The organism is Fructobacillus papyrifericola (genome assembly GCF_018437235.1).
Taxonomy (GTDB): domain Bacteria; phylum Bacillota; class Bacilli; order Lactobacillales; family Lactobacillaceae; genus Fructobacillus; species Fructobacillus papyrifericola.
The window spans coordinates 248,012-260,964 of record NZ_JAAMFJ010000002.1 but is presented as its reverse complement, the minus strand read 5'-3'; the positions used below and the strand labels follow the sequence as shown (position 1 = coordinate 260,964).

Below are 12,953 nucleotides of genomic sequence, written 5' to 3'. Positions count from 1 at the left end.
TCAGATTGCTAATTCTTGCTTTTATTTTGTTCTTTGTTGATTCGTGAGGGCTTGTTCGTAAAGACCGCCGCTTCCGCTTCAATCATTCGCCTTTCTTTTTCAAAGCGACTACAATAGGGATAAGATTACGTTTGGAAAGGACCTCCCCATGAAAGTTGCCATTTTAGTTGGATCGAATCGGCAGGTGTCGCTGTCTCGAAAAGTCGCCCGCTGGCTTCGCCCCTTGTTGGAGAAGAAGGGGCTGGATGCCGAAGTCTTGGACTTAGCCGAAATTAATTTACCCTGGTTGGATGAACCAGAACTTCCGGCTGCCGGACTTTACCAGCTGGAAGCCACCAAGACCTGGTCGACCATGGTGCAGGAATTTGACGCCATGGTGATCGTCTTTCCTCAGTATAATTGGGGCTATCCGGCCGTTTTGAAGAACGCCCTGGACACGCTTTACAGCGAATGGCAGGGAATGCCCGTTGCCACAGTGGCCATCGGTTCACACGGTGGCTTTCAGGGTGAACTGGCCCTGTCCTTGGTTCTGCAGGGCTTGAAGATGAAGCGCTTGGCCGTCAATCCCCGCTTATCCATCAAGCCGGATGAGCTGGCTCGGGATGCTGACGAAGCTGAAAGCGCGGCCTTTCTCGCCCCTTATTTAGATGATGTTGACTTATTGGCCAAAGCCTTACAGGAAGAAGGAAGAAAGTAACCATGCCCTTACTAACACAAATCTTGGCGACGCTCGTGGCCTTGGAGTTTTTCTACATTATGTACTTGGAGACTTTTCAAACGACCTCCAAGGCAACCGGCCGAACCTTTGACATGTCGGGAGAGGAACTGGCCAACGAAAAAGTGCAGTTGCTCTTTCAAAACCAGGGGATTTACAACGGGCTGATTGGTCTCGGTGTCCTAATTGCAGCCTTTTTCAAAGCCGATTGGCTCCTGCCGATTCTGGTCTACATTCTGCTGGTTGCCTTGTATGGGGCTGTTTCGGCTAAGAAAGTCGCCCTCTTTTTCAAGCAGGCGGGCTTGGCCTTGCTGACCTTGTTGGTCCTGGTCTTTTTCTAAGATGGCGGGGCTTGAAATTTTTGGCCAAGACATTGGGCCAACCGGCACTTGCCGGCACTACCATTCCGCAGTTGACGTGGTCGCTTTGCTATGTGGCGAATGCCAGCAGTACTTTGCCTGCTATCGCTGCCACGACGTCATGCGGCACCATGCCTTCCAGCCCGTATCCAAGAAGGTTGGGCGCCCCGTTCTTTGCGGGGCCTGCCACAAAACATTAACCTACGCGGAATATAAAAACGATGCCTGCCCATTCTGTGGGGCGGCCTTTAATCCAAACTGTGTTCTCCATCAGGACCGTTACTTTCACGATTAGTCGAGCACTGCTCGACTTTTTTGTTTTAAATGAGGAAATTTTAATAAATGAGTTGACTTTACTAGTCGGGACGCCTATCCTTGAGGAAAAGAAAGCGGGGATTGTTATGCGAAAAGTTGGAATTATTGGGATGGGTCACGTTGGTTCCGCCGTTGCCCACGCCATGGTGCAGGAAGGCGACTTTGACGAATACGTTTTAATTGACAAAAAGGCTGAAAAAGTCCGGGCCGAAGTCTTGGATTTGCAGGACGCCGCGGCCAATCAAGACGCTGCCTACAAGATTATCGAAAACGATTACCAGGCCTTGGCGGATGCTGACGTGGTGATTTCGGCCGTCGGCAACATTCTCTTGCAGCATAACAACCCATCAAAGGACCGCTTCATTGAACTGCCCTACAACGTGGAACAGGTGAAGGACGTTGCTTCTAAGTTGAAGCAGACCGACTTTTCCGGTGTGCTGATCGTCATTACCAACCCTTGTGATGCCATCGCCGCCCTCTACCAAGAAGAAACGGGTTACCCCAAGGAGAAGGTGATTGCAACGGGCACGCTGCTTGATACCGCGCGGATGCGCCGGGCCACCGGGGCGGCCTTTAACGTATCGCCCAAGTCCGTATCGGGCTATAACCTGGGTGAGCACGGCAACACGCAGTTCACCGCTTGGTCCACGGTCCAAGTTGCCGGGCAGTCCGCTGATGCTTTGGCCAAAGCAAAAGGCATCGACCTTTCTGAAATCGAAAAGGATTCGATTGTCGGGGGCTACACAGTCTTCATGGGCAAGGGCTTCACGTCTTACGGGATTGCCTCTGCGGCCGTCCGCTTGGCCAAAGTCGTTGTCTCAGACGCCCACGAAGAACTCCCGGTTTCTCACTACCAGGAGCGCTTTGGTACGTACTTGTCCACGCCAGCCATTGTTGGTCGGGCGGGGGTGATCGCTGAGGCGGCGTTGACTTTGACAGAAGCCGAGGAAGAAAAACTGGCGGCTTCCGCCAAGTCCATCGCGACGAAGTTTGAGGAAGTGGTTGGGAAGTAAAGAGCGTGAATAGTCCATGTTGAAAACAAGCAGGGAGCCGAAAATGGTGCCTTGCTTTTTTATTTCTGAAAACGAGCCATGTAATGAAAGTTCACAAAAGAAGGGGGCTTTCTCTACCCAGGGACTATAATGGAAAAAATGTCTCTTTTAGGCAGACAAAGACACAGGGGGAAGCGCGATGTCGATGATCGAATTTAAAGACGTGGAAAAGTACTATGGTGACTTTCACGCGTTGAAGGATATTAACTTGAAGATTGATGCCGGTGAAACCGTCGTTTTGATTGGCCCATCGGGTTCTGGAAAGTCGACCTTGATTCGAACGGTCAACGGTCTGGAAGAAATCCAGGAGGGGCAGTTGCTGGTCGACGGCTTTGACTTGCACGATCCGAAAACGGATATGAATAAGATTCGCAAGAACGTGGGGATGGTCTTCCAGCACTTTAACCTCTATAACAATAAGACGGTCTTGGAAAACATTATGCTAGCGCCCCGCTTGGTGCTCAAGCGCGACGAAGAAGAAAACAAAAAGCTGGCCATGGCCCTCTTGGAACGGGTTGGCTTGGCCGATAAGGCCAACAATATGCCCTCTGCACTTTCCGGTGGGCAGAAGCAGCGTGTGGCCATCGCCCGTTCCTTGGCCATGAAGCCAAAGTGCCTGCTCTTTGACGAACCAACCTCGGCCTTGGACCCGGAAATGATTGGCGATGTCTTAAAAGTCATGCGCGAAATTGCCGAAGATTCCGACATGACCATGCTGGTTGTGACCCACGAAATGGGCTTTGCCAAGGCGGTGGCCGACCGCGTCATTTTCATGGCTGACGGGCAGATCCTAGAGGATTCCTCAACGGAGCAATTCTTTAAGGAACCAAGTAACGACCGTGCGAAGAAGTTTTTGAGTCAAGTGGCCAACCACTAAGAAAGGGGGCAAGATGGAAAAGAATAAGAAACGTCTTTTTGGTATCAGCGCCTCCCTTATCTTGGTGTTGCTCCTGGTTCTCTTTGGCTTCTGGGCCGCCAACCGAGCCCATGAAAACCGCATGCACCAGGACACACTCGCCCGGGTGAAAAAGACCAAGACCATCAATTGGGGTGTCAAGACCGACACCAAGCTCTTTGGCTTGGTGAACACCAAGTCCGGTCAGTCCGAAGGCTTTGACGTCGACTTGGCCAAGGCCTTGACCAAGCAAATAGGAAAGCAAGTTGGAGAACAGTTGACGCCGACTTTTACACCGGTGAACGCCTCTTCGAAGGTGCAGCTGCTGAAGAACACCAATATCGACGGGGTGCTGGCCGTGATGACCATCACCAAGGAACGGGCCAAAGTTGTGGACTTCTCAAAGCCTTATTTCCCAGCTGGAAATTCGCTTTTGGTCAAAAAGGATTCCGGCATCCAGTCGATTCAGGACCTAAACGGCCCATCCAAGACGATCTTGATCGCCTTGGGAACGACGGCCGCTGACACGGTCAAAAAAGAAGCGCCAAAGGCCAAAGTCCTCGCCTTGCAGGACTACGCCTCGGCCATGCAGGCCTTGAAGGCTGGTCAGGGGCAGGCGATTGTCACCGATAACGCCATTTTGTATGGTTTGGTTTCAGAAAATCCCGACTACCACGTGGTCGGTGGCATCATGGGCTACGCTCCCTATGGCATCGCCTTTGATCACAACCAACCGGGGATGGTCAGGCAAGCCAACCAGGCCTTGGACGTGCTGAAGAAGAACGGCACTTACAACGCCTTGATTGAAAAGTGGTTCGGCCAAGTGCCTGGCTTGAACCTCAGTGAATTGGAGGTGCAAGCATGATGATTTTTGACCATTACCGTTCACTATTCATCTCTGGCTTTGGCTACACGATTGCGGCCTCTCTGATTGCCCTGGTGGCCTCCCTTGTTTTGGGCACCTTCTTTGCGCTTTTGCAGCTGTCAAAGAAGCGGGCCTGGGCAGCTCTTGGAAACGCCTACGTGCAGTTTTTCCGGAACGTGCCGCTTTTGATCATCACCCTCTTTTTCTACCTGGCTGTTGCCAAGGTGATTAAGATGACTGGCTTTGTGGCTGGAACGGTGGCCCTTTCGCTCTACACTTCGGCTTTCATTGCCGAATCCGTCCGAGCTGGAATTCTAGCTATCGACAAGGGTCAGATGGAAGGGGCCTTGGCCAACGGCCTATCCTACGGGCAAGCGATGAGTCGCATCGTTTTGCCCCAGGCTTTCAAAGTCGCTATCCCATCCTTGGGCAACCAGTTCATCAACCTGGTGAAGAATTCATCGATTCTTGCCTTCGTTGGTGGCTTGGATTTGATGTACCAAGGAAACCTGGTCGCCGCCAGTTCCTTTGATACCTTTACATCCTACATTATCGTCGGCCTCTTCTACCTGCTCTTGACCCTGCCACTGAGCTACGGCATGCAGTACTTAGAAGAACGTCTACAGGAAAGCCGCTAGGAGGGTGAAACATGACTGACTTTATCAATGCGTTAACACCCGAAAACCTGGGCTACCTGCTACAGGGATTGGGGATTACGGTGGCCGTTTCGGTCCTCTCAATTATCATTTCCTTTCTTTTAGGTTCGATTGTTGGGATCGTGATGTTTGAAAAGATTCCTTACTTTTCATCGTTAGTTGGCACCCTGAACAACATTGTTCGCAACCTGCCCCTGCTGCTCATCATTTTCTTTACCTACTTTGCCCTGCCACAAATTGGCATTCGCTTGCCCGTCTTCTGGTCGACGGTGGTGGCCATGTCCTTCTTTGAAGCGGCCATGCTGTCTGAAATCATTCGTGGTGGCTTGGATTCCGTTGACAAGGGCCAGTTTGAGGGGGCTCGTTCGACGGGACTTTCAAACCGGCAAACCCTGGTACACATTGTGCTGCCACAGGCCTATAAGAAGATGATTCCACCGTTGATTTCCCAGTTGATTTCACTGGTCAAAGATACGTCTTTGGCCTCTGGAATTGTCTTAGCTGACTTGACCTTCCGCGGTCAGGTCGTCTACGCGCAAAACAGCCACTACATTGTGCCGGTACTGGTCTTCATGACCTTCTGTTACTTTGTGGTGAACTACCTCTTGTCACTTTTGGCCAAGCACTTAGACCGCCGTTTGGCCTAAGGAAATAAATGAAAAAGTCCCGTTCTCGGTATCCGAGAACGGGACTTTTAAAATGGCTTAATTTTCTTTTTTATACCAATACCAGGCGCCGTAGAGGGCGTTAACCAGCATGACAATTTGAAGCACCAGCATGGAAATGGCATAGCTTCCGTCCAAAACGAAAATGTTTTGGGCCCAGACGATGACCTGAACGATGTCAACGGTGATCCAGGCGAACCACTGGGAGCGGTAACCATAGGTCATGAGTAGCTGACCGATGATGTTTAGGGGAAGTACAGCGGAATCTAAGTAGACCTGGAGGCCATTCAGGTGCTTTGAGATGGCTAAGACCACGATGTAGGTCACAATGGTCAAAGTAAACACCGACCAAGCCAGGGTTTTCGACATTTTCTTGAAGACCAGCTCACCCTTTTCGCTATTTCTTGCCCGGGCCCAGAAGTAGATGCCGGAGAACTGCATCAGGAAGGCAAATCCCTGAGAAAAAACGTCACCGAAAGTCCGCGAGTGCAGGGCGACCATCATCCAGGCGGCCGTACACATCAGGCCCCAGAAGAAGTTGGACTGCTTGCCCTGGTCGACTAGGGCTAAGTTAATGACGGCTGCTAGGCCGGTCGAAAGGGTCAGCCAGGCCAGACCGGAACGGTCGGACGAGAGCAGGAAGGTCAACAGCTGGGCGAAGACCATCACGGCAAGCATCGCCTTGGTTGCCCTGTTCAGTGTGACGAGGTCCGACCAGATCGCTTTGGGCGAAAAAGTCAGGGCCAGTGTGTTTGATTTTTGATTCATTACGAATCCTCCTATTGTTTTTTAGGTGCCGTCATCGGAAGCAACGCACCGTGTGTTTAGCGTTCACCGGGATTGGTAAACGTGTCGATTATAGCACAGGAGAAAAGACAAGAAAGCCAGGCGGGAGCAAAAGATGCCTTGGAGGTGGACTTTGGAGATCGAAGTGGCGGGATTGCCCTATAAAACCGAACAATTTAAGATATTTTAATCAAACATTCGGATAAATTCGTTAGGAAAGGTGACGGAAAGCTATTCTTTTTATTTTCAGCGGGTATAATTAAGATGTTTATGCAAACTGTCGGAATTATACAGGGGGATACGACATGTATTTATTGGTTAACGCGATTGGGCTGCTAATCTTTATCAGTTTAGCCGTTCTTTTCTCAAAGAACCGCGCCAAGATTAACTGGCGTTCGATTGCCACGATGATCGTGGTCAACTTGGCCTTGGCCTGGTTCTTGACGTCCTTTTCAATTGGACGTGACATTGTTGACGGCGCGGCCAGCGGTTTCAACGAATTGATTTCAGTGGCCAGTGCGGGGATTGACTTTGCATTGAAGCCATTGACGGGTGCAAAGTTGCAACCAACGTTCTTCACGTCCGTTTTGCTGCCGATCTTGTTGGTGGTGCCACTCTTTGATATCTTGACTTACTTTGGTGTTTTGCCATTCGTTATCAAGTGGCTTGGAAAGGGACTTTCAAAGCTCTTCGGACAACCAAAGTTTGAATCGTTTTTCTCCATTGAAATGATGTTTTTGGGAAACACGGAAGCCTTGGCGGTTTCGGCTTTGCAGTTGAAGAAGATGAAGGCCGACCGGATGCTGACTTTGGCCATGATGTCCATGTCTTGTGTCACGGCTTCGGTGATTGGTTCTTATACATTGATGATGCCGGGTCGCTACATTTTGACGGCTGTGCCAATCAACGTGATCAACGCTTTGATTGTCACGGCCATCTTGAACCCGGTTGAAGTAACGCCGGAAGAGGATACGATTGCGAAAATCGGACCTGCGCCAGCAGCGGCCGAAGACATCGCTTCTGGTTCCGAAAAGTTGGCCGCTTCTGAAACAAAGGAAGCTGCACAGACGGCCCGCGAACCATTCTTCTCCTTCCTTGGTGACTCCATCCTTGGTGCTGGAAAGTTGATTTTGATTATTGCGGCTAACGTGATCGCCTTCGTTGCGTTGGCAGCGATGGTCGACAAGTTGCTTGGCATGGTCAACCCATGGTTGTCCCTCGAGCACATCTTGGGTATTATCATGTACCCATTCGCTTGGTTACTTGGTGTTGGATCTCACGCCTTTGATCTAGCCCAACTTATGGGAACGAAGCTGATTACCAACGAATTCGTTGTTATGGGTTCTGTAACTAACAAGATTAGTCACTTCCCAGACCACTATGCTGCGGTTTTGACGGTCTTCTTGACATCCTTTGCCAACTTCTCAACGATTGGTATGATCGTTGGTTGCTTCAAGGGAATGGTTTCAGACGATAAGAGCAAGGTCATTGCCAAAAACGTTGGCTACCTGCTCTTGTCCGGAATCTTGGTTTCGCTCTTCTCAGCGGCCATGGTCGGACTCTTCGTTTGGTAAAAGTGAATCAAAGGGCGGCCTGCGGGCTGTTTTTTGCGTTTTAAAAAGTCAGCGACCCCCTCGCTGGCTTTTTTGATTGATTGGCTCTTTTCCGTGAATCCTGCTAAAATGATAGTTGAAACTTTTGTTTTTTTGGAAAGGACTTGGCAAATGGCAGAAGAGAAAAACGAGTCAGTAAACAAGGATCAAGAAGAACAAGCAAGGGAAAGCGAAGAGCAGTCCAATCAGTTCGAACAGGCCAAAGAAGCGGCTCAAAAGGGTGCGCAATCAGCCGTTGATTCTGCTAAGGCAGCCGTTGACCAAGTGAAGGCCCAGTCCGAATGGTCCAATCCGGTGGTGGTTGTGGTCGTCACGGTTGTCTTGTTAGTTTTGATTCGTCTGCTCTTCGGGACTTTGTTCGATGCCTTCTTTACCTATTTGGGTGAGCTGTTAATGACTGTCTTAACGAAGAGCCTTTGGCCAATCGTCGTTGCCGGCTTTGTCGTTTACTACCGGCACGAAATTCGCGATTTGTTAAATCGCCTGGGTCGCTAAAGTACATTAAATTGTTAAACTGAGAGGAATTCATTATGTTATCACGTTCAAAGCGCCGCCAAACCGACAAGCGTGGCTTGTCTTTCTATAAGAAGTGGTGGTTCTGGTTGTTAATCGTCTTGGTAGTCGGCGGCATTGCCCTTTACATGGTTGGCGCTGCCTCATCCAAGTCAGACGATGATTCACCAACACCAGACATCTCATACTCATCAACCAAGCACCACTCAAGCACGTCAACGTCATCTTCTGATGATGACGATACGACCGATACCGACAATGACGATGCTGCTGCCAAGGCAAGTTCTGAAGCCGCAGCCAAGGCTTCACAAAACGCCAAGGCCGCTGCTGATGCATCGGCTGCAGCTGCCGAATCGTCGAAGAACGCGGCTGCGTATTCATCCGAATCAGCTGCTAAGCAAGCAGCAGCTGATTCTGCTGCCAAGGCAAGCTCTGAAGCCGCAGCCAAGTCCTCTGCTGACGCTGCACAAAATAATAACAACAACCAACAACACCAGTAATTCTTTTAATAAAGAATTAAATCTGGTAAAAATGTTTAAGAACAGCCTAAATTGGCTGTTTTTTTATATACAAAATAACACCAGAGCGTATACTAAATTCTATCGGAAACAGGGATAGGATAAGCAGGATGAAAATAACGCGTAAAATGTTGATTTGGCTGATTGCCATTGTGTTGGTTGCAGCATCTGCCACAACGACAGTAGTTGTTAAGCACGTGCAAAGTGAACATAAAAAGGCGGCTGCCGCGGCCAAGGCTGAATCGATTAAGAATCGCAAGGCTGTTGAACCACTGTTAAACATTAAGAGTGGCGAAACGAAAACAGTCAATGGTTTGAAGATTCAAGTTGAGTCGATTTCCAAGACGGATTACAAGGCCTATAGTTCCCGCAGCGTGGCCAAGTTTAAGTTGAAGATGCAAAACACGACCAACAAAAACCTCTACATTGTCGCGGCTGCTCCCCACGGGGCCTTTGACGCCGGCTTTGCCGATTCGGAAAACTGGAATTTAACGGGACTGGCGACGGATAACATCACGGCCAAGTACTGGACGTCAAGCATCAGCCTCTTTGCAAACGACAAGGGCAACTTGAAGGACAAGAACCTGATCAGTGATCAATTGAGGAAAAAGTCCGGCGTTACTTTGGGCGTTGGGGCTAACTATAAGTATCTCTGCTGGAAGCTAAAGCCGGGCCAGACGATTGCCGGTAACGCCTACGGTGTTTACGACGCATTGGTCGATAATCCCGACAAGTTGCCGGTCTTGAAGGTTAACACGGACCAAATCGGTGTGCCAAAGTCGACCGTCGACCTTTACCGCGATGAATACAAGCGGGAAGTCAAGGAAGGCGAAGAACGCGAAAAGGCCATCAAGGAGCAGCAAGCAGCTGAAGAAAGCAGCGAGCAGCAACCAACCGACGATGGAACTGAACAGTAAAGTAAAACCGGTCCTGACGACCGGTTTTTTGCTGCTTTTAAATGGGGCTTGACTAAGCGGGTGAAGCTTTGTAAACTTAAGGATACCTAGAGGAGTACGCAGGCGCTTTTAAAAAGAGACCCGTTGGATGCTGGAAAGCGGGAGAGTTAATGCGGAAGGTTGCTGGGCTTAAACAACTAATTTAAATGAAGTGGTGTTTTAAGACCCTTGTCTTAAGACGCAATTTAGGTGGTACCACGTGCAAGCGTCCTAATCGATAGATTAGGGCGCTTTTTTTAGTTAAAAACCGCCGTGAAGCATAAAGGAGAAGCGCATGCGCGAAGTTAACATGTCAACAAAGTACGACCCAACAGCGGTCGAAGCTGGTCGTTACCAAGACTGGTTGGACAACAAGCTCTTTGCCCCCGAAGCCAATAAGGCCATTCAGGGAAACGAACCGGAACCTTATTCCGTCGTGATTCCACCACCAAACGTGACGGGAAAGTTGCACTTGGGCCACGCCTGGGACACGACTTTGCAAGATATGCTGATCCGTCAAAAGCGGATGCAGGGCTTTGACACGCTCTGGTTGCCAGGAATGGACCACGCCGGTATTGCCACGCAGGCAAAGGTTGAACAGCGCCTGCGTGCCGAGGGCATTTCCCGCTACGACTTGGGCCGTGAAAAGTTTGTTGAGCAGGTCTGGGACTGGAAGAACGAGTATGCCTCAACCATTAAGAAGCAGTGGGGAAAGATGGGCTTGGCCCTGGACTATTCCCGCGAACGTTTCACCCTTGATAAGGGCTTGAACGAAGCCGTCAACAAAGTCTTCATCGACCTCTACAACAAGGGCTTGATCTACCGCGGTGAATACATCATCAACTGGGATCCACAAGCGCGTACGGCTTTGTCCGATATCGAAGTGATTTATCAAGACGACGAAGGGGCCTTCTACCACGTCAAGTACCCATTCACGGATGGCACGACTTTGGATGGTAAGGACTACATCGAAATCGCCACGACCCGTCCCGAAACGATCTTTGGTGACGTGGCCGTTGCCGTGAACCCAACGGACGAACGCTACAAGGACATCATCGGAAAGACGGTTAAGGTACCACTTGTTGGTCGCGAAATTCCAATCATCGCTGACGAATACGTTGAAAAGGACTTTGGTACGGGAATGGTGAAGATTACGCCAGCCCACGATTCAAACGATTTCCAAGTCGGTAACCGTCACAACTTGGAACGCATCAACACGATGACCGAAGACGCCCACATGAACGAAAATGCGGGCAAGTACGAAGGCTTGGACCGTTTCGAAGCCCGCAAGGCCATGGTTGCAGACATCGAAGCCGCTGGCGAAATGCTGAAGGTTGTCCCTTACGTGCACTCCGTTGGCCACTCCGAACGAACGGGTGTGGCTATCGAATCCCGCCTATCAACGCAGTGGTTCGTTAAGATGGAGCCATTGGCTAAGCAAATCTTGGCCATGCAGCAAAACGAAGATGAAAAAGTCAACTTCGTGCCAGGTCGTTTTGAAGACACCTTCACCCGTTGGATGGAAAACATCCGTGACTGGGTCATTTCCCGTCAGCTCTGGTGGGGCCACCAAATCCCTGCCTGGTACAAGAACAAGGGCACGGACCAAGAAGAAATTTACGTCGGTGAAGAAGCCCCTGGTGAAGACTGGGTTCGTGATGAAGATGTTTTGGACACTTGGTTCTCCTCTGCCCTCTGGCCATTTTCAACGATGGGTTGGCCAAACAACTTGGACGAGGACTTTGCCCGCTACTATCCAACCAACACTTTGGTTACCGGTTATGACATCATCTTCTTCTGGGTTGCCCGGATGATGTTCCAGGGAAAGGAATTCACTGGCGAACGACCATTTAAGAACGTCTTGATTCACGGGTTGATTCGTGATGGGGAGGGCTGCAAGATGTCCAAGTCCCTTGGAAATGGTGTTGACCCAATGGACGTCATCGAAAAGTACGGTGCCGATGCCTTGCGCTGGTTCCTGGCAACCGGTTCAACGCCTGGTCAAGACGTCCGCTTTACTTATGAAAAGATGGATGCGGCCTGGAACTTCATCAACAAGATTTGGAACGCTTCCCGTTACGTTATCATGAACTTGGAAGAAGACACCGTCGCCCGCATTCCGGATAAAGCTAAGCTTTCTTTGGCTGACAAGTGGATCCTGGATCGTTTGAACAAGACGGTCAAGGAAGTTACGGACAACTTCGACAAGTTTGAATTCGGGGAAGCTGGTCGTGACCTGTACAACTTCATCTGGTCCGACTTTGCCGACTGGTACATCGAAATGACCAAGGAGTCCTTGAACGGGGATGGCGACAAGACGGCCGTCCAAGAGACCTTGGCTTATGTTTTGGACCAGACCCTGCGTCTCCTCCAACCAATCATGCCATTCATGGCCGAAGCCATCTGGCAGGAAATGCCGCAACAGGCCGGTAAGGATGCCCACCTCGGCATTCAAGCCTACCCAGTTTATAAGAAGGAACTGGAAAACGAAGAGGCTGCTGCATCCTTCAAGTCCTTGCAGGATTTGATTGTGGCCGTTCGAACGATTCGCGCCGAAGCCAAGGCACCAATGTCCAAGGAAATCGATGTCATGATTAAGGTTAAGGATGCGAACTTGGTCGCTATCTTCAATGATAACGCCGACTACATTCAACGCTTCGTCAAGCCAAAGTCGCTGACGATTGCAGAGGACGTTGAGGTTCCTGACTTGGCCATGTCGCAGGTCATTACGGGTGCTGAAGTCTACGTGCCACTTGCCGGACTAATTGACATCGCTGCTGAAATCGAACGTTTGGAAGGCGAATTAGCCAAGTTTGAAAAGGAAGTCAAGCGTGGTCAAGGCAAGCTTTCAAATGAAAAGTTCGTTTCTTCTGCTCCTGAAGCCGTTGTGGCCAAGGAAAAGGGAAAGTTGGCCGACTGGCAGGAAAAGGCCGAGTCAACAAAGAAGCGTTTGGCTGATTTGAAAAGGGCTTAAAGCGACTGATAATTGAAGAAATAAAAAATCCCAGCAACTGCTGGGGTTTTTATGTTAATTTAGTATAGATTTGTTAGGTTTATCTTGAGCAG

General features: G+C 50.1%; 14 protein-coding genes. 13 read left to right on the top strand and 1 reads right to left on the bottom strand.

Annotation, left to right across the window (positions count from 1 at the left end):
• Positions 1-148: 148 nt before the first annotated feature.
• From G6R28_RS04880 to G6R28_RS04845, 8 genes are all read left to right on the top strand, one after another.
• A complete protein-coding gene (locus G6R28_RS04880) occupies positions 149-697 on the top strand; it encodes an NADPH-dependent FMN reductase (RefSeq protein WP_213793117.1) in 549 nt (182 codons plus the stop codon).
• A gap of 2 nt (positions 698-699) precedes the next feature.
• Entirely contained in the window at positions 700-1,056 is a 357-nt protein-coding gene (locus G6R28_RS04875) for a DUF1304 domain-containing protein (RefSeq protein ID WP_213793116.1), read from the top strand.
• 1 nt (position 1,057) lies between these two features.
• Positions 1,058-1,369, top strand: coding sequence for a CHY zinc finger protein (locus tag G6R28_RS04870; RefSeq protein ID WP_213793115.1), 312 nt, complete (start codon positions 1,058-1,060; stop codon positions 1,367-1,369).
• Positions 1,370-1,475: 106 nt separating this feature from the next.
• Positions 1,476-2,402: a lactate/malate family dehydrogenase gene (locus G6R28_RS04865; protein WP_213793114.1), complete on the top strand. Its 927-nt coding sequence runs from the start codon at positions 1,476-1,478 to the stop codon at positions 2,400-2,402.
• Between the two features lie 178 nt (positions 2,403-2,580).
• On the top strand, positions 2,581-3,318 hold the full coding sequence (locus G6R28_RS04860) for an amino acid ABC transporter ATP-binding protein (RefSeq protein ID WP_274381083.1): 738 nt from the start codon (positions 2,581-2,583) through the stop codon (positions 3,316-3,318).
• Between the two features lie 13 nt (positions 3,319-3,331).
• Positions 3,332-4,201 (top strand): transporter substrate-binding domain-containing protein, encoded by an 870-nt coding sequence (locus G6R28_RS04855; RefSeq protein WP_213793113.1) that lies wholly within the window; start codon positions 3,332-3,334, stop codon positions 4,199-4,201.
• Positions 4,198-4,839, top strand: a complete 642-nt coding sequence (locus G6R28_RS04850; protein ID WP_213793112.1) for an amino acid ABC transporter permease — start codon at positions 4,198-4,200, stop codon at positions 4,837-4,839. Before G6R28_RS04855 ends, G6R28_RS04850 begins: the two co-directional genes overlap by 4 nt.
• 11 nt (positions 4,840-4,850) lie before the next feature.
• The gene (locus G6R28_RS04845) at positions 4,851-5,504 is read left to right on the top strand and encodes an amino acid ABC transporter permease (protein WP_213793111.1); all 654 of its coding nucleotides are present in this window, start codon (positions 4,851-4,853) and stop codon (positions 5,502-5,504) included.
• Positions 5,505-5,561: 57 nt separating this feature from the next.
• Here the strand turns inward: G6R28_RS04845 and pnuC are convergent, their stop codons facing one another.
• Positions 5,562-6,290, bottom strand: coding sequence for a nicotinamide riboside transporter PnuC (gene pnuC / locus G6R28_RS04840; RefSeq protein WP_213793110.1), 729 nt, complete (start codon positions 6,288-6,290; stop codon positions 5,562-5,564).
• A 323-nt stretch (positions 6,291-6,613) separates the two neighbouring features.
• Between pnuC and G6R28_RS04835 the strand changes: the two genes are divergently transcribed.
• From G6R28_RS04835 to G6R28_RS04815, 5 genes are all read left to right on the top strand, one after another.
• Entirely contained in the window at positions 6,614-7,882 is a 1,269-nt protein-coding gene (locus G6R28_RS04835; protein WP_213793109.1) for a NupC/NupG family nucleoside CNT transporter, read from the top strand.
• Positions 7,883-8,032: 150 nt separating this feature from the next.
• Positions 8,033-8,416, top strand: a complete 384-nt coding sequence (locus G6R28_RS04830) for a hypothetical protein (protein WP_213793108.1) — start codon at positions 8,033-8,035, stop codon at positions 8,414-8,416.
• A gap of 35 nt (positions 8,417-8,451) precedes the next feature.
• Positions 8,452-8,934, top strand: coding sequence for a hypothetical protein (locus tag G6R28_RS04825; protein WP_213793107.1), 483 nt, complete (start codon positions 8,452-8,454; stop codon positions 8,932-8,934).
• Between the two features lie 128 nt (positions 8,935-9,062).
• Entirely contained in the window at positions 9,063-9,869 is an 807-nt protein-coding gene (locus G6R28_RS04820; RefSeq protein ID WP_213793106.1) for a hypothetical protein, read from the top strand.
• A gap of 313 nt (positions 9,870-10,182) precedes the next feature.
• Positions 10,183-12,861, top strand: coding sequence for a valine--tRNA ligase (locus tag G6R28_RS04815; protein ID WP_213793105.1), 2,679 nt, complete (start codon positions 10,183-10,185; stop codon positions 12,859-12,861).
• The last annotated feature ends 92 nt before the right edge of the window (positions 12,862-12,953 follow it).